At 64.0% G+C, this 19,523-nt stretch carries 15 protein-coding genes and 1 pseudogene; 8 read left to right on the forward strand and 8 right to left on the reverse strand.

Translation table 11 applies throughout. The annotated features are described in order from the left end of the window. Positions 1–55: 55 nt before the first annotated feature. The 3 genes from AC0V7N_RS17730 to AC0V7N_RS17740 form a co-directional block, all read right to left on the reverse strand. A complete protein-coding gene (locus AC0V7N_RS17730; protein WP_496627990.1) occupies positions 56–190 on the reverse strand; it encodes a hypothetical protein in 135 nt (44 codons plus the stop codon). Next, on the reverse strand, positions 187–906 hold the full coding sequence (locus AC0V7N_RS17735) for an SPFH domain-containing protein (RefSeq protein WP_496627991.1): 720 nt from the start codon (positions 904–906) through the stop codon (positions 187–189). The genes AC0V7N_RS17730 and AC0V7N_RS17735 overlap by 4 nt, the downstream gene beginning before the upstream one ends. Positions 907–1,144: 238 nt before the next feature. Next, complete coding sequence (locus AC0V7N_RS17740; RefSeq protein ID WP_496627992.1) at positions 1,145–4,807, reverse strand: autotransporter outer membrane beta-barrel domain-containing protein; 3,663 nt, start codon at positions 4,805–4,807, stop codon at positions 1,145–1,147. Positions 4,808–5,154: 347 nt separating this feature from the next. On the opposite strand from AC0V7N_RS17740, the gene AC0V7N_RS17745 reads away from it, so the two are divergent. Together AC0V7N_RS17745 and AC0V7N_RS17750 are read left to right on the forward strand one after the other, a co-directional pair. Further along, complete coding sequence (locus AC0V7N_RS17745) at positions 5,155–6,114, forward strand: AraC family transcriptional regulator (protein WP_475459828.1); 960 nt, start codon at positions 5,155–5,157, stop codon at positions 6,112–6,114. Positions 6,115–6,367: 253 nt separating this feature from the next. Next, on the forward strand, positions 6,368–7,009 hold the full coding sequence (locus tag AC0V7N_RS17750) for an outer membrane protein (protein WP_475459829.1): 642 nt from the start codon (positions 6,368–6,370) through the stop codon (positions 7,007–7,009). A gap of 153 nt (positions 7,010–7,162) precedes the next feature. Here the strand turns inward: AC0V7N_RS17750 and AC0V7N_RS17755 are convergent, their stop codons facing one another. From AC0V7N_RS17755 to AC0V7N_RS17765, 3 genes are read right to left on the reverse strand one after another with little or no spacing between them, the layout of a single operon-like run. Continuing rightward, complete coding sequence (locus AC0V7N_RS17755; protein ID WP_475459831.1) at positions 7,163–9,460, reverse strand: xanthine dehydrogenase family protein molybdopterin-binding subunit; 2,298 nt, start codon at positions 9,458–9,460, stop codon at positions 7,163–7,165. Next, the gene (locus AC0V7N_RS17760) at positions 9,457–10,440 is read right to left on the reverse strand and encodes an FAD binding domain-containing protein (RefSeq protein WP_475459834.1); all 984 of its coding nucleotides are present in this window, start codon (positions 10,438–10,440) and stop codon (positions 9,457–9,459) included. Before AC0V7N_RS17760 ends, AC0V7N_RS17755 begins: the two co-directional genes overlap by 4 nt. After that, on the reverse strand, positions 10,437–10,910 hold the full coding sequence (locus AC0V7N_RS17765) for a (2Fe-2S)-binding protein (protein WP_475459836.1): 474 nt from the start codon (positions 10,908–10,910) through the stop codon (positions 10,437–10,439). The genes AC0V7N_RS17760 and AC0V7N_RS17765 overlap by 4 nt, the downstream gene beginning before the upstream one ends. A 375-nt stretch (positions 10,911–11,285) precedes the next feature. On the opposite strand from AC0V7N_RS17765, the gene AC0V7N_RS17770 reads away from it, so the two are divergent. The 5 genes from AC0V7N_RS17770 (at position 11,286) to AC0V7N_RS17790 (ending at position 17,038) form a co-directional block, all read left to right on the forward strand. Then, positions 11,286–11,906 carry a TetR/AcrR family transcriptional regulator gene (locus AC0V7N_RS17770; protein ID WP_475459838.1) on the forward strand — a complete coding sequence of 207 codons (621 nt, stop codon included), beginning with the start codon at positions 11,286–11,288 and terminating at the stop codon, positions 11,904–11,906. Positions 11,907–12,050: 144 nt separating this feature from the next. Next, a complete protein-coding gene (locus AC0V7N_RS17775) occupies positions 12,051–12,782 on the forward strand; it encodes a DeoR family transcriptional regulator (protein WP_496627993.1) in 732 nt (243 codons plus the stop codon). A gap of 454 nt (positions 12,783–13,236) precedes the next feature. Then, positions 13,237–14,811: a sugar ABC transporter ATP-binding protein gene (locus AC0V7N_RS17780; RefSeq protein ID WP_475459841.1), complete on the forward strand. Its 1,575-nt coding sequence runs from the start codon at positions 13,237–13,239 to the stop codon at positions 14,809–14,811. Next, entirely contained in the window at positions 14,808–15,794 is a 987-nt protein-coding gene (locus AC0V7N_RS17785) for an ABC transporter permease (protein WP_475459843.1), read from the forward strand. Before AC0V7N_RS17780 ends, AC0V7N_RS17785 begins: the two co-directional genes overlap by 4 nt. Positions 15,795–15,883: 89 nt before the next feature. Next, positions 15,884–17,038: a substrate-binding domain-containing protein gene (locus tag AC0V7N_RS17790; protein ID WP_475459845.1), complete on the forward strand. Its 1,155-nt coding sequence runs from the start codon at positions 15,884–15,886 to the stop codon at positions 17,036–17,038. A gap of 103 nt (positions 17,039–17,141) precedes the next feature. Here AC0V7N_RS17790 and AC0V7N_RS17795 read toward each other — a convergent pair. Continuing rightward, a pseudogene (locus tag AC0V7N_RS17795) lies at positions 17,142–18,070 on the reverse strand (LysR family transcriptional regulator). A gap of 94 nt (positions 18,071–18,164) precedes the next feature. On the opposite strand from AC0V7N_RS17795, the gene AC0V7N_RS17800 reads away from it, so the two are divergent. Beyond that, positions 18,165–19,175 (forward strand): zinc-dependent alcohol dehydrogenase family protein, encoded by a 1,011-nt coding sequence (locus AC0V7N_RS17800; RefSeq protein WP_475459849.1) that lies wholly within the window; start codon positions 18,165–18,167, stop codon positions 19,173–19,175. On the opposite strand, the gene AC0V7N_RS17805 is transcribed toward AC0V7N_RS17800, so the two are convergent. Beyond that, a complete protein-coding gene (locus AC0V7N_RS17805) occupies positions 19,176–19,448 on the reverse strand; it encodes a hypothetical protein (RefSeq protein ID WP_475459852.1) in 273 nt (90 codons plus the stop codon). Positions 19,449–19,523: the final 75 nt, after the last annotated feature.

The raw sequence follows: 19,523 nt of genomic DNA on the forward strand, positions 1-19,523 counted from the left end.
CCTCCCGTTGCCTGAAAAGATAGTTGCAGTCGTACCACAGCCTCGCTTCGGGCCGCTACGCAGCCCCCTTGGGCGTTGCCGATTGACCAGCGCGGACAAGGGCGCCTGCCGGGTTCAGGCTGTCGACCATGGCAGTCGGGATCAGGATCGTCGCGCCGCGTTCTTTCGTCGTCTCATAGATGATGTTCATGGCGCGCAGCTGCAGTGCGGTGGGATGGCCGGCATAGATCTGGCTGCCTCGACGAACTTGCCGGCGACCTCGGCCTCGGCGGAACCGAGGATGACACGCGCCTGCTTCTCCCGCTCGGCCTGCGCCTGACGCGACATCGCATCCTGCAGCGCCACGGGGATGGCCACGTCACGGATCTCGACCGACATCACCGTCACGCCCCATTCGGCGGTCTTCTGACCTATGACATCCCGCAGATGCTCATCGGCCGCCTTGCGGTCGGACAATAGCGAGGACAGCATCGACGAGCCGATCATCTCGCGCAGCGATGTCTGTGCGACGCGGTCGATCGCCTCACGGTAATTGGTGATCTCGAGCGCCGCCTGGCGTGCGTCATGGACATGCCAGAAGATGATCGCATCGACATCGACCGGCACCGTGTCCTTGGTCAGCGCCTGCTCGGCATTGAAGGCGCTGGTCTGGATGCGTTCGTCGATCACCGCAACGACATTGTCGATGACCGGAATGATCAGGAACAGCCCGGGGCCCCTGACGCCCTGCAGATTGCCGGCGCGCAGGACCACGAATTTCTGCCAGGTGTTGGCCATCTTCAGCGAGGCGGCGATGAGCAGCGCGATGATAATGAATGGTGCCCCGACCCACGGGTTCGTCGCGGCGCCGAGGCCGATGCCCGCGAGGGCGAAGACCGTGGTGAGGAACAAGGTGATGGGGTTCATGATCGTCACTCCGTTGGCGCGACCTCTTCCGATCGCGCAAGGCCGCGGCAAGTGTCGCAAAGGGCGTCAATCGGGGCCCGTCGGGGGACCGTTGGCCGGCAATCCATGGAAACGATCATGACTGCGCCTCTTGGAGGACAATCGTCATCTGGCAGTGATCATATGGTGATGGGGGGCTCCGCGGTCAAAGGCAGGCACGGCGACGTCGATTTGGCGGTGAGCCGGCGGCCTGCTGTCGTCAGAACTTCACGCTGAGGTTTGCCTTGGCGCCGTTGTCGACCACGCCGCCGCCGAACTGGCCGGAATAGGACAGGCCGAGCGTCGCGTTGGCCGATATTTTCATGTCGATGCCCGCTTCGATCACCGCTGCGTCCCTGGCGATAGGCACGCCGGCGATGCTGAAGGCGCCGCCGCCGGCGAAGGCAAAGGTCGAGGTCGGCGTGACATCGCCAAAGGCGTGGCGCCAGCCGAGCAGGCCGCGCGCGGTGGCGTCGATGCCGCCAAGCATGAAGCCCGTCGAACCGCGCAGGCCGAGCGTTGTGAAGGTGGCGTTGGTGCTTGTGCCGGCGCTGGTCAGCGCTGCATCCTCGCCTGTCTCGGTGAAGCCGTCGCTGTGCACGCTGACATAGGTGAGATTGGCGAAAGGCTCGAATTTGAATTGCCCGGCATCGGCCTTGTAGGCGAGCTCGCCGAACATCTGCGCGGTGCCGGCATCGTAGTCGGCCGACAGCTGATCGGCAAAGCCGTTGAAGGCGACGGCGCGCTTGGTGGAGATGCTGCTCCAGCTGTAGGCCGCCCCGGTGCGGAAGGCGATGGCGCCCCAGTTGGTGCCGCCATAAAGGCCGAGATGGTAGTTGTCGGCGTCGCCGGAGGAATGACGGTCGTCGGCATCGAAAGAGGAATGGCTGTAACCTCCGAGCAGACCGACGCGCCAGCCGCCTACCAACGCGTCGGCGCCGGCCAGCAGGCCGCCGGTCGAGCGGTCGAAGGCAGCGGCGTTGCCGTCGCTATCGGTATTGCCCCAGGAACCAAACGCCTGGCCCCAGACGGCGAAGCGATCGGTGTCGGCGGCGACCATTTCAGGGCCACCTTCGCCATAGGCCATGACCGCCAGGGCCGCCCCGCTGCCATCGCCGAAGGCAGCAGCGATGCGGTTGCTGGCGGCGTCGCGGATGAAGCGGCTGTCCTCGACCAGCATGCCCTTGGCCGAGGCATGAATCTCACCTGACAGCTGATCGAAGGCGGCTTGCGCAACCGCTTCGCTAGGCAGGTCCATAATGGCGTCAAAGAGCGGATTGCCGCTGCCCAGGCTCTCAGTGCCGCCGCCGGTGGCGATCTGGTTGGGTGTCAGGCCGACCGCGGCGAAGGACTTTGCCTGCACCACATCGAGATAGACATGCGTCGCATCGTAATTGGCGACAAGGCCGACGAACGGGCCGGCCCCGCTGAGCGTGTAGGTGCCGACGACACCGGTATCGGCTTGCAGCACCGTGTAATGCGTGCCCAGCACATAAGGCGCTGCGTCCGTCTTGACCACGTCGAGGACAGCACCGGCGGCGATCGTCGCCGTGCCCGTCGCCTGGATGAGGTCGGACTGGCCGGTCGTGGTGAGCTCGACCTGGTGGACCGAGCCCGCTGCCTGGTCGATGTCGCCCGCGACATTGAGGGTGCCGATCGAATTGCCCGGTGCGATGATGCCGCCGGACTGTGCGACGATGCCGCCCACCGTGCCGTTGCCGCCCAGCGTGCCGCCCGAGATCGTCACCAGCGAGCCGGCCAGCGAACCGTTCACGGCCAGCCGTCCGCCGCTTACATGGGTGGCGCCGGTGAAGCCGCTCGAATCGGCGGTCAGGTTCGTCGTGCCGGCGACCTGGTTGATCGTGCCGGCGCCGCTCATCGCGGACGCGAAAATGTAGTTCGTGTCGGTGTGGTTGAAGTTGATCGTACCCGCGCCCGGTCCGAGCTGGATACTCGCCGCATTGAGCGCGCCGGCGGCCGTCGCCGGCGATCCGCTCGCCGCACCGATGTTCAGCGTGCCGATGGAGCCCGCCACGCCGGCGATGTTGACCACACCGCCGACCGACACAGTGCCGCCATTCGCAATCGTCAGCGTGCCTGGGCCAAAACCACCGACATTGAGATTCCCGCTATTGGCCCACGTCGAGTTGGTGCCGCTGATGCTAGCCGTGCCGATGGATCCGGCACTGCCGCCCACAAAGCCATCCGTGTTGGCGACCTTGCCGCCATTCGAGACGATCAATGAGCCCGCACCACGCTGGCCGACAAAAAGGAGGCTGCTGTTGGTCCAGGTCGATCCCGTGCCGCTGACTGTCGCCGTGCCCACGGAACCGGCATCAAAGCTCAGATAGCCAGCAGTGCTGGTGACCTTACCGCCGTTTGAGATCGCCAGCGTTCCAGTGCCGTCTGCGCCGACAGTGAGGGAAGAATTGCTGGTCCAAACCGAGCCGATACCGTCGACGGTCGCCATGCCCGTGGAGCCCGCCATGTAGCCCACAATGCCGCTCTGATTGCTGACCTTGCCGCCGTTCGAGATCGTCAGCGCACCAGTGCCCTGCGCGCCGACAAACAGGTCGGAACTGTTTGTCCAGGTCGAGCCGGCACTATCGACGAACACCGTGCCGGTCGAGGCGGCACCATAGCCGATGGTGGCCGAACCGCTGCTGACGGTGCCGCCGTTCGAGATCGATAGCGTGCCCGTGCTGAGGCCGCCGACATACATGTCCTGGCTGGTCCAGGTCGAGCCGGCATTGGCGACCGACACCATGCCGGTCGAGCCAATCGAATTGCCGATATAGGCCGTGGCGTTGCTGACCTTGCCGCCATTGGTGATCGCCAATGTGCCGGCGCCGAAATCGCCAACGGCCAGGTTGGAACTGTTGGTCCAGGTCGAGCCGGCACCGTCGACGAATACCATGCCGGTCGAGCCTGCGATTGCGCCAACAACTCCCCCGCCATTGCTGACCTTGCCGCCATGGCTGATCGACAGTGTGCCGTTGCCCAAATCGCCGACAGACAGCGATCCGCTGCTGGTCCAGGTCGAGCCGGCGCCATCGACGAACACCATGCCGGTCGAGCCCGCCAAGTGGCCGATATGGGCCGAGGCGTTGCTGACGGCGCCGCCGTTCGAGACCGTCAACGTTCCCATGCCTTGATCGCCGACGAGCAGATTGGAACTGTTTGTCCAGTTCGAGCCCGCACCGTCGACCGTCACCATGCCGTTGGAACCTACATGCCAACCGATGGTGCCCGTGGCATTGCTGACCGCGCCGCCCTTGGTGACAACAAGCGTGCCCGTGCCATGTTCGGCGATGTAAAGGTCGCCGCTGTTGGTCCAGGTTGAGCCGCTCCCGTCGACGGTCGCCGTGCCGGTGCCGCCGTAGCCGACATGACCCACGGTGTCGCTGACAGCGCCGCCGTTCGCGATCGTCAAGGTGCCGGTGCTGTTCGTACTTGACGCAAGGAAGAGGTCCGAACTGTTGTTCCAGGCCGAGCCTGCTCCCGTGACGGTCACGACGCCGCTCGCGTTCGCAATGTAGCCTACATAGCCGGCAGTGCTGGCGAGCGTGCCGCCGCTTTTGATCGTCAGCGAGCCTGTGTAGCTCGCAATGGTGCCAAGAAACAGATAGTGCGCGGCGGCATTTGCGCCGCTTATCACGGTCGGATTCGGGAACGTCGGATTGAGCAAAACGTCGTCACCCGACGTGGGAACAGCGCTGTTTTTCCAGTTTCCGGCGGTGAACCAATCCGTGGAAGCAGCGCCGGTCCATATCTCGTCGGCCGAGGCAGTGATTGGCTGGCCAAGACAGACCAGCGCGGTCGACGTCAGCGCCAGATATTTCAACGCCTTCGCCTTGCGGCTTCCAAATCTGTGCTGCGGCATTCAATCCCCTGATGTGGCAGTCGTTTCGCCCTGTGCTGACATGTCATCGGCGCCAGGGATTGTCTTGGGCAGGGCCGCACTGGAATTGGACTGGAGGGAAGTGCCGCGCCTTTTCCGCCCACTGTGGCGGTTTGGCACCATCGAGCGCGCCGATTCTACGGATATTCCCGAGTATTTATGGAATTCCGCCGTCCAGATCGGCGAAGTCCAGGCGAATTCTTGTCTGAAACGGCACTTAAATTGTCGCCCATGGCAGAAGTATTTCCGGCTCTGGACAGATCGTCATCTGCTCCAATACGGTGCACAACAAAGTGAATATACGCGCGTGAAAAAGGTCTGGTTGTTCCTTGCAAAAGAATGTCTTCTCATCGGTCGACCTGCCGCCGCATCTGGACCACCACGCACGGTTCGCGCTCTGGCAGGACATCCACGTCGCCGAAATCTGGTCGGTCGAATATACGATTTCCGAGAAGCTGTCGTTTCAAGCCGCGATCGAGGCCACGGCCGTCGGGCCGCTGGTGCTCGGGCAGATGGCCGGGACCATCAGGCATGCCAGCCGCAAGGCGAGCAACATCGCCGCCGACGGCCGTGATGGCTATCTGCTGCTGGTCAACAATGGCGATACGGTGCTCAGCGGCACCCAGATCGGCCGCGACTATCGTGTGGGCAAGGGCGAGGCTGCGCTGGTCTCGGCTTCGGAGGCATTGCAGATGACGGGTGGCGACAACAATGTCTGGGCCAATGTGGTGCTCCCGCGCATCGTGCTGGAGAATGCCTTCACGCATGTCGAGGACCGGTTGGCGCTGACCATCGGTGCCGACAATGAGGCGCTCGACATGCTCAAGCGCTATTGCAGCTTCCTGGAAGCCGGCCCCGCCCTGGTCTCGCCCGATCTTGTCGGCCATGCCACCGAAACCATCGTCGACCTGATCGGCCTGGCGACAGGCGCCAAGGGCGAGGCTGCGGAACTCGCGGGCCTGCGCGGGCTGCGCGCGGCAAGGCTGCAGGCCATCCTGCAAAAAATGCGGGACAATTTCGCCGATCCCGGCATTTCGGCGCAGAGCGTTGCCTCGCAATTGCGGCTCTCCGTGCGCTATGTCCATGACCTCCTGCAGGAAACCGGAGTGAGCTTTGCCGAGCGCATTCTCGAATTGCGCCTGCAGAGGGCGCACCGGATGCTTTCCGACAGGCGCAACGACCGGATGCGCATCAGCGAGATCGCGCTGCTCAGCGGCTTCTCCGACGTGTCCTATTTCAATCGCTGCTTCCGCCGCCGCTTCGGCTCGACGCCGAGCGGCGCCAGGTAGACACACCGGCGCCAGTCCTGTCGAACGCCAAATCGACTGCGGCTGAATCGCCACACCAACCGGGAAAGCGCCGCCCCGCTATCCCAGACAATTCCAGTGCGGCCCAGCCCAAGACGTAACCGGCTGACAATGCAACACCGGGTGCTCGATTGCCGCGGAGCATTTTCGCGGCGGGGACCACAACCCTTGGGGCGGCAGACAAACAATGAAAACGATCCTTCTCGCTACGGCCTTCATCCTCGCGCCGATCGGCATGGCATGCGCGGCTGATATTAATGAGGTTTCGCCCGTTTCCGGCTACGACTGGTCCGGCCTCTATGCCGGCGTCGACGTCGGTTACGTGGCCGGAAAGTCCAATCTCTTCATCGCCGGCGGCGGCATCGGTGGGGCCACGGACCTTAACAGCCCCCTCGATCCGAGTGGATTTATTGGCGGCATCCATATCGGCTTCAATCAGGAAATGGCGAACCGCTTCGTGCTCGGCGCCGAGGCCGACATCGCGTACAACAATGTCGATGGACTGACGAACTTCGGCGGCAGCGCTTTGGCCAAGAGCGAAATCAAGTGGTCGGGTTCGGCGCGGCTGCGGGCTGGCTATGCTTTCGATCGGACGTTGCCTTTCATCACCGCCGGCGTGGCCGCGGCCAAGTATGAAGCGACTATAATCAGCGGCACTCCCAGCGGCGACATCTTGATCCACGATGAAACCCATACCGGCTGGACGGTTGGAGCGGGCATCGAGCACGCCTTCACCGACAGATGGATCGCGCGGGCTGAATATCGCTACTCCGATTTCGGTAGCAAGGAGCTCTCGCTGGCAGAAGGAACTGGCACGGTGACGAGCGTCGATCTGCAGACGCACGATGTTCGCGTCGGGCTCAGCTACAAGTTCTAAGGCTGGAGCTGCGAATCTCCCTCGGGAGATGGCGGGCAGGCCAGGGGCCGGGGGGCTCGGCCTGCTGCCGCGGACGGGGTCGGCGCTCTGAACGCGACGACCCCTCTGTCGCCTTCGGCGACATCTCCCCGAGGGAGATCAGCCACGCTGCCTCTAGATCAGCTTCTCCAGCGTGATCGGCAAATCCCGCACGCGCTTGCCTGTCGCATGGAACACCGCATTGGCGATCGCGGGTGCCACGCCGACAATGGCCAATTCCCCGACACCCTTGCCGCCGAGCACCGAGGAGTGCAGGTCGGGAATGCCGACCGAGATCACCTCGATGTCGGGAATGTCGGCATTGGTCGGCACGAGGTAGTCGGCGAGGTTGTTGTTGACGATGCGGCCGTGGCGGCGGTCCATGATGCCTTCTTCCAGCAGCGCCTGGCCGATGCCCATGATGATGCCGCCCTTCCACTGGCTTTCGGCGAGTTTCGGGTTGTAGAGCCGGCCGGAATCCAGCGCCGACACGACGCGCGACACACGCACCGTGCCGAAATCCTCATCGACGCGCACCTCGATGAAATGCGCGCACCAGGAGTGGCGGGAATAGTCGCCTTCGGTGTGCGGCACCGACATGGCGATGGTGGTGTAGTTCTTGTAGCGGTCCTCGGCGGTCGAATTGGCCGGCATGGTGTCGCCGGTGGCTTCGATCTGGTCGCGGCCGACGCTCTTGAGCAGTTCGGCGATCGAGACATCGGGGCCATCGCCGCGCGGCGAGCCGATACGGCCGTTGGCGACAACCAGCGTGTTGGCCTGCAGCGCGTGGAAGGGCGAGCGCGGATCGCTGATCGCCAAGCCTATCAGTTGGTCGAGCGCCGAGGTCGCCGCCTTGTAGACGGCACCTGTCATCACGCCGGCCAGCCGCGAGCCGCCGGTGACGCCGGCGCGGGGAAAGCGGGAGTCGCCCAGCTTCACCACCACGTCGTCGGCCGGCACGCCGACCGTTTCGGCGGCGGTCTGCGCCAGGATGGTGTAGGTGCCCTGGCCCATGTCGATCGAGGAGCTTTCGACCTCGACCGAGCCGTCGGCCAGGATGCGCACGATCGCCTCGCCATAGGCACGCCGCACCGGATAGGTGCCGGCGGCGACACCCCAGCCGATCAGCTGGTTGCCGTCGCGCATCGAGCGCGGTTTTGGCGAGCGCCCGGCCCAGCCGAAACGTTCGGCGCCTGTGGCAAAAGCCTCGCGCAACTGTCTGGTCGACCAGGCTTTTTTGGCGTGCGGATCCTGCTCGGCGTAGTTCCGCAGCCGAATCTCCAGCGGGTCGATGCCGACCTCATAGGCGAGTTCGTCGATGGCGCTTTCGATGCCGAAGGCCGAGGGGTTTTCGCCCGGCGCGCGCATGGCGCCCGGCACCACCGAGTTCACCCGCACGACATTCTGCTTCGAGGAGAAATTCGGCGTCGCGTACATGATCGAGGTGACCGAGCCGAGCGGCTCGACCCACATGCCGTCGATGGATGTTTCATTGACGCCGCGATGTACGATCGACTGGATGACGCCATCATGGTCGGCGCCGATCGTCACCGTCTGCCTGGTCGCGGCGCGGCCGCCATAGCCGGTAAAGGTCTGTGGCCGCGTCATCACCAGCTTCACCGGCCGGCCCAGCATCTTGGCCGCACTTGCGGCCACCGCGCCATGGCTGAGCGCCAGCGCCTTGGAGCCGAAGCCGCCGCCAATATAGGGCGAGACCAGCCTCACATTCTCAAACGGCACTTCGAACCATTCGGCATAGGTACGGGCCATGCCGTCGAGCCACTGGCTCGGCTCCCAGACGGTGAGATGATCGCCTTCCCAGCGGGCGATCAGGCCGTGCGGCTCCATCGGCGCCTGGTATTCGCGCGGCGTGTTGTAGGCGGCGCAGATCCGCACCGGCGCGGCGGCGAAGGCGGCCGGCGCATCGCCCCATTCCTTGGTCATGGCGTCGATCGGAATGCCGTCGCCGGCCTTGCAGTCGCTGAGGTCGACGATCGCCGGGGTCTCGTCATAGCTGATCTTGACGAGCGCGGCTGCAGCGACAGCCTGCTCGAAGGTCTCCGCCACGACGGCGGCGACGTGCTGGCCCGAGAAGGTGATGTCGCGCGCCAGCGGGCAGTAGGGCTTGTCGGGCGGCGGCGTGCCGAACCAGTCCGCCGCGGTCCTCAGGCTGATGATGGTGTCCGGGGTCAGCACCTTGAGCACGCCGGGCGCTGCCTCGGCCTGCGCGGTGTCGATCGCGCGCACCTTGCCTGATGCAATCGTGCTTTCGACCAGCACGGCGTAGGCGAGGCCTTCGAGCTGCTGCTCGACAGCGTATTTGGCCGCACCGGTGATCTTGGCCGGGCCGTCGACGCGCGACAGCCGGCCGCCGACGGCTTCCGCCAGCGCGCCGTCTGACGCATCGCCATGTCTGATGTTGTGAACGGTCATGCCGTCTCTCCCAATTTGAGGATGGCGCGGGCGATAACGCGCGGTGCGAGCTCGATCTTGTAGTGGTTGGCGCCATGGTCGACGGCGCCTTCGACGGCGAGCAGGCTGGCGGCACGAACGGTTTCCGGCTCCAGCACCTTGCCTTTCAGCGCGTCTTCCACGGCACGGGCCCGCCACGGTTTGGTGGCAACGCCGCCGAGCGCGACGCGCAGGTCGCGGATGGTGCGGCCATCGGCTTCCAGTTCGAGCCCGACGGCGGCACTCGCGGCGGCGAATTCATAGGATTGCCGGTCGCGTATCTTCAGATAGGTCGAGCGGCGGGCGGCGGCGGATGAGGGGATGTCGATGGCGGTGATCATCTCGCCCGGCTCGATGGCGTGTTCCCTGTCGGGCGTGGTGCCGGGCAGCAGGAAAAAGTCATCGACCAAAAGTTGGCGCTCGCCGAGATGGACTGTGGCGTCGAAGGCGACCAAAGCGGTGGCGAGGTCGCCGGGATACATGGCGATGCAGGCCTCGCTGGTGCCGAGCACCGCATGTCCCCTGGTGACGCCGCCGATCGCCGAACAGCCAGAGCCGGGTTCCCGCTTGTTGCAGGCGGAAAAGTTCGCGGGATCGCGGAAATAGGGGCAGCGCGTGCGCTGCATCAGATTGCCGCCGATGGTCGCCATGTTGCGGATCTGCGCCGACGCCGCTTGCCACAGCGCTTCGGAGATTGCGGGGAAGCGGCTCTTGATGTCGGCATGGTCGGCGACGTGGCCCATCTTGGCGAGCGCGCCGATGGTGGCGCCGCGCTCGGTCACGTCGATCCGGTCCAGCCCCTTGAGATGGGTGATGTCGACCAGGCTGTCGGGTTCTGCAACGCCGCATTTGGCGAGGTCGATCAGTGTCGTGCCGCCGGCCAGCAGCATGGCTCCGGGCAGGGCGGCCGCCTGGCGTGCCGCATCGACCGAGCCGGCGCGAAAATAGGAAAAATCCCTCATGATGCGACCTCCAGGGCTGCCTGGCGGACAGCGGCGACAATGTGCGGATAGGCGCCGCAGCGGCAGAGATTGCCGGCCATGTATTCACGGATTTCCTCATCCGAGCCGGCATGGCCCTCGCGGATGCAGGCGACCGCCGACATGATCTGGCCCGGCGTGCAATAGCCGCACTGGAAGGCGTCCTGTTCGAGGAAGGCAGCCTGCACGGGATGCAGTTCGCCCCCCCGTGCAAGCCCCTCTATGGTGGTGATGGTGCGGCCCTCGGCCTGGGCTGCCAGCGTCAGGCAGGCCAGCACGCGCTCGCCATCAACATGCACGGTGCAGGCGCCGCACTGGCCGTGGTCGCAGCCTTTCTTGGTGCCGGTCAGGCCGAGCCGCTCGCGCAAGGCGTCGAGCAGTGTGACACGCGGTTCGAGTTGCAGCTCGTGATGCTGGCCGTTGATATCGAGATGGACGGGGATTTTTGTCATGGGCGTCTGGCTCCAGTTGCTTGACGCGGATGGGAATGAATTGGTGTCGAGGCGGGGGAGGGCAAGGGCGCGAGGAGCGTAATCTCCCCCCTTGAGGGGGAGATGGCCGGCAGGCCAGAGGGGGTCGCCTCACATAGAGCGCTAACCCGCAACCGTCGCAAGAAGTCGCTCCCAGTCGAACCGACCCCTTCTGTCGCCTTCGGCGACATCTCCCCCTCGAGGGGGGAGACCACGCTGTCGCTGGCTTGCAAGCTCTCAGTGCGTGACATACGGGGTTCCCTGCCTATATGATGGAAGCACTCCACTTAAAACGGAGGTGCCTCCGTTTATTAGTTGGGGCTTGGCCTGGCCGGGTTCAAGTCCCATATTTCGTCCGTGGAGAAAAAATTGGCCGAAGCCGTCATCACAGAAAACAAGGCCGCAGAGGAAAAACCGCTGCGCGCCGATGCACAACGCAATCGCGACCGGCTGGTCGAGGTGGCGGCTTCTGTGTTTGCCGAGCGCGGCATCGATGCCTCGCTGGAAGAGATCGCGCGCCGCGCCGGGGTCGGTATCGGCACGCTCTACCGGCATTTCCCGACGCGCGAGCATCTGGTCGAAGTGGTCTATCGCCGCGAGGTGGAGGCGCTGTGTGCCGCCGCCGGCGAGCTTGCGGCAAAGCATGCGTCGGATGTCGCCCTGGAAGAGTGGATGCGGCGTTTCGTCGACTACATCGCCACCAAGCGCGGCCTGGCGACCAGCCTGCGCATCCTGATCTCCACCAATTCGACGCTGTTCTCGGACACGTCGGGCCGGGTGTCGCAGGCGTTGCGGCAATTGGTCGAGGCGGCGGTGGCCGACGGCACCATTCGCGGCGATGTCGACGCCTCCGACGTGCTGCACGCGCTGTCGGGCATCTATTCGGCGCCCGACACTCCGGAATGGCGCGACCGCTCGCGGCGGCTGGTCAAGCTGCTGATGGACGGGCTGCGGTTTGGGGCGGCCGCCAAGGCCTGACGCCTCCGCGACCGGTGCCAAGCAAAAACCTCGTAAACAGGCGCGTCCGTTAGCCATGGTAGGGCGAACCCGCACATCGGCCTTGCATCTGAATGAGAGCGGTTGTTAAAATCCTCACATTTCAAGGGATGCACAGGCCCACGCATGACAGCTCGCAAAGCGCAAAGGACGGCCCGGCTGATCGATCTGCTGTCGCAGCGGCGGGTTATCCATCTCAGCGAGGCGGCAACGCTGCTCGGCGTCTCCGAGATGACGGTGCGGCGCGACATCGCCACCAACCAGGGGCAGATCGCCTATCTCGGCGGGCACATATTGGCGGCGGCCGAGATCGAGGCCGATATTCCCTACGAGCTGGCGACCGCGGCCGACAGCCATGCGGCGGCGAAGCGCGAGGCCTGCGCGCATGCGGTGCGCAAGATACGGCCCGACGAGACGATCTTCATCGATTGCGGCACGACGCTGATCCACCTGATCGATCTCATTCCCGACAATTATCGAATAACGGCAATATGTTACGCCATGAATGTGGCGGAGCGCCTGAGCCGCAAGGCCAATGTGACGATCATCATGCTGGGCGGCGTCTATCATCCCGCGTCGGCGTCTTTCTCGGGCACGCATGATTTCGACATCTTGAACAGCGTCGGCATCAACGCCGCCTTCCTGTCGGCCGCCGGCGTCGATGCCAAGCGCGGCGCTACCTGCGAGCATTTTCACGAGGCGGTGGTGAAACAGAAGGTGATGAGCCTGGCGCGCGAAAACTATCTGGTCATCGACTCAAGCAAGATCGGCAAGCTCAAGCGCGCCTTTTTCTCGGTCATGGACGGCTTTGACGCGGTGATCACCGAAAACGGCGAGGTTGGGCCGGATTCGTTTTGATTCCTGTTGGCTTGGCGCGACCGCTCATCACTTCGTCATCCACGGGCGGAGCAAGGAGCGAAGCGACGCGGCGCAGACCCCTGGAGCTGCTCTGCAGCCCAAGGGATCCATGCCGCGACCTCCGAGCGCCGCAACGGTGCAGAATTCTGCACCGCTGCACTCTATGGCAAAGGTCCCGGCATGGATCCTCGGGTCTCCGCGACGGAGCTTCGCTCCTGCTTCGCCCGTGGATGACGAAGTTGGGGAGGCTTCAGCCTCCCGAAACGAACGATGAACTGCCACCAGCTGTCCAGCCCTTGAGATTCCTTGTGCAGCATTGTCGGCCGTCGGCCTGACTCCGTTTGACATTTGCCCAAGCTGATGGAAAAGTCACAAAAAAAGTAAGGGAAGTCTCAAAAGAGACTCTCGACGATCCGGGGTAGGGGACGCGTCAAAGGGAGGAAGTGCGGGCGTCATGGTCGAACCGGGTTCGATTGCGCCACTATCCGAAGTCCCCTTGCTGCGCGTCGAAGGCGTCAGGAAGCGGTTCGGCGGCGTCAATGCGTTGCGCGGCGTCAGCCTCGAAATCCTGTCCGGTGAAGTGCACGCTTTGCTTGGCGAAAACGGCGCCGGCAAGTCGACGCTGATCAAGATCCTGAGCGGCGTGCATGTGCATGATGGCGGCTCGATCGAAATCGACGGCAAGCCGGTCTCGTTTTCTTCGCCCGCCCAGTCGCGCGATGCCGGCGTGGCGGTCGTCTACCAGGATCTGAGCCTGGTCGAGTCGCTCTCGGTTGCCGACAATCTGCTTCTGGGGCGAGAGCCGAAGACGCGGCTTGGCTTCCTCAGGAAGAGCCAGATGGTGGCGCAGGCCGAGGCGTTCCTCAAATCACAGAACATCCCGCTCGATGCCCGCGCCATGGTCGGGTCGCTGCCCTTCGCCTATCGCCAGATGACCGAGATCGCCAAGGCGCTGATGGGCGACGTCCGCCTGCTCATTTTGGACGAGCCGACCTCGGCGCTGACCGACGACGAGGAAAAGATCCTGTTCGAGGCGATACGGGCGGTCGCAGCACGTGGCGTCGGGGTGATCTATGTCACGCATCGCCTCAACGAAGTGTTCCGAATCTCGAACCGGGTGACCGTGTTCCGCGACGGGCAGAACGCCGGAACATTCGTCACGGCGCAAACCAATATGCGGCAATTGGTCGGCGCGATCGTCGGGCCAGATCACGCGGTTCTGAAGACGGGCGCGGCAACCGCGCAGAGCGTGCCGTCATCGGCTTCCGCCGGCTCCTCCCAAAAACCTGTGCTCGAACTGACTGATGTCAGCAATGACAGGCTCGATCGCGTCAATCTCGAATTGCGCATTGGCGAGATCCACGGCCTCGCCGGCCTGATCGGCAGCGGCCGCACCGAAATCCTGCAGACCATCTTCGGGCTGCGGCCCATCCAGTCGGGCGAAGCCAGCCTCGACAGTGTCTCGTTGAAAGACACCGATCCGGCGGCGGCAATACAACTGGGCATCGCGCTGGTGCCGGAGGACCGGCACCTCCAAGGCCTGGTGCTCGAACATTCGATCGAGCGCAATTTGACCTTGCCGCGCTTGCCGTATTTCTCGCGCCTCGGCTGGCTGCAGCGCGGTCCAGCGGGCGAGCACGCCAATGCCGCGATGCGCCGGCTTTCCGTCAAGGCGCCAGGCGCGTCGACGCTCGTAAAGAACCTGTCCGGCGGCAACCAGCAAAAGGTGGTGTTCGGCAAATGGAACGAGCCGCGGCCGCGCGTGCTGCTGCTCGACGAGCCGACCGTCGGTGTCGATGTCGGCGCGCGCGAGGAGATCTACGGCGTCATTCGTGCCGCGGCGACGGCAGGCAGCGGGGTGCTGCTGGTGTCCTCGGATCTGTCCGAACTGCTGCAGCTCTGCGACCGCATCTCGATCGTCGTCGATGGCGGCATCACCAGGACGATTGGGCGGTCGGAATTCGGCAGCGCCGAGGACCTCCATCACCTCATTCAACTTTCGCAGCCATCGGAAGAGCACGCGGCATGACCGAAACCCAAAGCCCGGCAAAAGCTGCCGTCAATCCGCCGGGAGGTCGCTCGGCGCTGCGGCATCTGCTGCAGGGCGAGCGCCCCTACATGCTCTATGTCGCCTTCGCCATCATGCTGATCGTCTTCAGCCTGGCGTCGCCCTGGTTCCTGTCGATCGACAATTTCCTCAACATCGGCCGGCAGACGACGCTGGTGTCGATCATTGCGGTGGGCATGACATTCGTCATCATCTCGCGGCAGATCGACCTGTCCGTCGCCTCGACGCTGGCGCTTTCGGGCATGAGCGCGTCGCTGGCCATGGCTTTCGTCGCCAACAACTGGGTCGTCGGCGCGGTGGCGGGGCTGGGCACAGGAGCGCTGATCGGGCTGCTCAACGGCGTCTTGACCACCCGCCTCGAAATCCCGTCCTTCCTGGTGACGCTCGGCACGTTGAGCGGCGCGCGCGGCCTGGCGCTGATGGTCACCAACACCAAGCCGGTCATCATCACCAACGAATACTATTTCGCGATCTTCGGCGAGGGCTCGGTGCTGGGCATCCCGGCGCCGATCCTGTGGACGCTCGGCGTCACCATCGCCGGCATATTGTTGCTGCACTACAGCGTCTACGGGCGGCGTGTTTACGCCGCCGGCGGCAATCCGACAGCAGCGCTCTATTCCGGCGTCCATATCAAGCAGGTAACGACGCTGGCCTTCGTGCTGACGGGGACGCTCGCCGGGCTGGCATCGCTGATCCTGTCGGCGCGTTCGCATGCGGCGCGGCCCGACGTCGTGCAAGGCATGGAGCTCGATGTCATCGCCTCGGTCATCCTCGGCGGCTGCAGCCTGTTCGGCGGCCGCGGCTTCGTACTCGGCACGCTGCTCGGCAGCCTGATCATCGGCACGCTCAACAATGGGCTGGTGCTGCTCGGCGTCAGCTCGTCGCTGCAACTCGTCATCAAGGGAGCAATCATCGTCGCCGCGGTCGCGTTCACGAGGAGGTAAGGCGCGCATCCCCGGATATCACCGAATATCAGCAGAAAACCGCCGGCTCCAAAGGGCAAAACAAACAATAGAGATCAACGGAGGAAGTCATGAAATCGGTAGGAATTCACTCGCTTTTCTGCACATTGAGCCTCGCCGCCAGCGCCTTCGCGCTGTCGACGTCCATGAGCCTGGCGCAGACGCCCGACACCTGCGTTACCGGTGTCGACCTTGCGACGCTTGGCCCCAAGGGCATTGTCGGGCAAGGCCCGCATGGCGAAAAGGCAGCCTCGCCCGATGAGCTGAAATTGACCGACGACGAAGCCGCCAAGGTCAAGGCCGGCAAGTTCAAGGTCGGCATCTCCATGCAGACGGTGAACCTCGACTGGTCGCAACTGCAAGTGGCGGGCATCAGCGAAACGCTGGCCAAATATGGCGTCACCGTCACCGGCGTGGCGTCGGCCGAATATCAGGTCGACAAGCAGATCGCCGATATCGAGAACACCATCCAGCAGCACCCGGACGGTATCATTTCCATTCCCGTCGATTTCACCGCGACGGCGCCGACCTACAAGAAGGTGGGCGAGGCCGGCATCAAGCTGGTTTTCATGGACAGCATCCCGGTTGGCCTTTCATCGCCGAAGGATTTTGCCTCGATGATCTCGGCCGACAGCCAGGGCAATGGCCAGATCGCGGCGACGATCCTGGCCTCCTGCATGCCCAAGGGCGGCACGATCGGCCTGGTCAATTTCGGCGTCGACTATTTCAGCACCAACGAGCGCACCAAGGGCGTCAGCGAGTGGATGAAGAAGAACCGGCCCGACATCGTCATGAAGCAGGTCGATTTCACCGATCCCTCGAAAGTGTCGCAGATCGCCGGCGACTTCCTCACCGGCAATCCCGATGTGAAGGGCCTGTACGCGGTCTGGGACCAGCCGGCGCTCGACACGCTGTCTTCCATGCGCGCGCAAGGCATCGATATTCCGATCACCACGGTCGACCTAGGCCTGCAGTCGGCGATCGAGATCGCCAAGGGCGGCCCGCTCAAGGCAACCGGCTCGCAGCGCCCCTATGACCAGGGCGTCGCCGAGGCGCTCGCCATGATGAAGGCGCTGATCGGGCAACCCACGCCCGCCTGGGTCGGCGTGCAGTCGCTGCCGGTGGTGCAGTCCAACGTGCTGGAATCCTACAAGACCGTCTTCCACAAGGATCCGCCGGCCGAACTCGTCGACGCCTGCAACAGCGCCAAGCCGAAGTGCAATTGAGGTAAGTAAAATCGCATGGGCGCGGGAGAGATCCCGCGCCCATGGCTGGTTTTGCCGGGCGAGAATGGTCTATTCGGCTCCTCGATCGGCCGCTTGCGATACGTCATCCCTGCCAAGGCAGGCTCCCGGAAAACCGCTCGACGATCCAGTCGGCGAATGCGCGGGTCTTGTTCGGGACATGGCGGGATGAGGGGTGCACCATATAGACGGCGCCCTCGCTGGGAACCGGAAAGCCTTCGAGAATCTGCACCAGGCGTCCGTCGGCAAGCTCGCGTCCAACAAGCCAGTCCGTTGCGTAGAGCAATCCCTGTCCGGCAATGGCGGCCAGAACCAAGGCTTCCGCATCGTCCGAGATGAAAGGTCCTGAAATGGGCACCACGAGTTGCCTCGCACCGGGCATGATGAACTCCCATGCATTGGGGTTCGTCTTGCCGGCGAAGATCAGGCATTCGTGACCGATGAGATCCCCGGGCGACGCGGGAACGCCCCGCCGTCGAAGATAGGCGGGCGACGCGCAGATCATCCGCTTTCGCTCCGCCAGCTTGCGGGTCATGAGCCGCGAGTCGGCAATACCCCGAGGCGTATGGCGAGATCGAAGCCTTCGCCGATCAGGTCGACGAAACGGTTGGAAAAGGCGACGTCGAGCGTCACTCCGGGATAGGCCTCGAGGAAATCGACCAGCATGGGCATCAGCCACATGCGGCCAAAGCTGCCTGGCAAAGCCAGCCGCAGGCGTCCTCGCGGCTCACCATCCGTGAACCGCCCTGCTTCCTGACCAGCAGCCAGCAGGCCGCCCAGCAGTGGGCGAATCCGGCCGAGATAGAGATCACCAGCTTCCGTTAGCACCACCCGGCGCGTCGAGCGTTCGACCAGCCGGACGCCAAGACTTTGCTCCAGGTTCTGGACACGCCGCGAGATGACGGTTGCATCGCGGTGGAGGCGATGGCCGGCGGCGCTGAACGAGCCTTCCTCGGCGACCGCGATGAATGCCGCCAAGGCGTCGGTATCAGGAACGGTATCCGATTGCTGCATATCTTGCAGTAATAACCTGCAATTTTTTTCTCTTCAATTCATTTCTTGCAGTGGTCAAATGATATCAGTGCAATGATCCTGAAAGGACCGAGACATGCGTGCCATCATCCTGAACAAGCCCTCGCTCGACTCCCTGTGCCAGATCGATCTGCCCGACCCGCCGGCGCCACAACACGGCCAGGTGAATGTGCGCATGCGCGCCGCCAGCCTGAACTTCATCGATCTCGCCCTTGCAAAGGGGCAATATCCCGGCATCGTCTTTCCGCTGACGCCGGTTGCCGACGGATCGGGCGAGATCATTGCCATCGGTGATGGAGTGACCGGATTGAAGACCGGCGATCGTGTCGCCATTCACCCCAAGGCGCTGTGGATCGCGGGCCGCCCCACGGCAGCGAAAGCAAATACGATGCGCGGCGTATCGTTGCCGGGTTCGCTGCTCGAGATCGCGACGGTGGATGCCGTTTCGGTTGTGAAGGCGGCGGACCATCTGTCATGGGAAGCGATCGCCACGCTGCCCATCGCGGCGACCACGGCCTGGAATGCGCTCGCTGTCGCCGATGCCGGGCCGGGCTCGACGGTGCTGCTGCTGGGAACCGGTGGCGTCTCCATCTTCGCATTGCAGCTTGCCAAGGCCAGGGGCGCCCGCGTTATCGTCACCTCGTCGTCCGATGCCAAACTCGATCGTGCGCGTGCGCTCGGCGCCGACGAGACGGTGAACTACCGCAAATTTCCTGACTGGGATGACGAGGTCCGGCGCCTGACCGACGGCATCGGCGTCGACCTGGTGCTGGAGACCGTCGGGCCCGACACATTCACCCGCTCGCTCGCCGCCGCCCGCCAGACCGGCCTGATCTACACGATCGGTTTCCTGACTGGAACGAAGCTTGATCTCGACCTGATGCCAATCATCGTCAAGGCGCTTCGGGTGCAAGGCAACAACACCGGCTCCGTCGAAGACCTGGGTCGTGCGATGCAAGCCATCAGCGCCGCGCGCATCGAGCCTGTGATCGACCGGACCTTTAGCATCGCGGAGATCGGCCAGGCATTCCGCCTGCTTGCGGAGGGCGGCTATTTCGGCAAGATCGCGGTCCGCCTCGATTGGTAGCTACGCCTTCGTTTCGACCAGGATCACCAGCGATTCCGGCACCACGCCGTCGTGCGCCATGGCGTCGGCGGCTGCCTTGCTCTTCATCATTTCCGCCAGGGCATCCATATCAGGAACGTCCATCATCAGCGCCACCCGTTTCGGGTTCTGCGGATCGACGAAGGTGCGGAGGTTGGTGATCCCAAGCGAGCCGAAAAGCTCCTTGCGCTTGGGTGAACTGAGCCAGTGCTTGCTGTCTTTCGAGATGTTGTGATGGCCGATTACGGTTGGCATGGCATCCTCCCCAAGGTGACGCCGGCGGTCGAAATCGCCCGCTCGTTGCTGCGATCCACCTGTGCGAGCCAGTGA

Source organism: Mesorhizobium kamtschaticum, assembly GCF_056174585.1.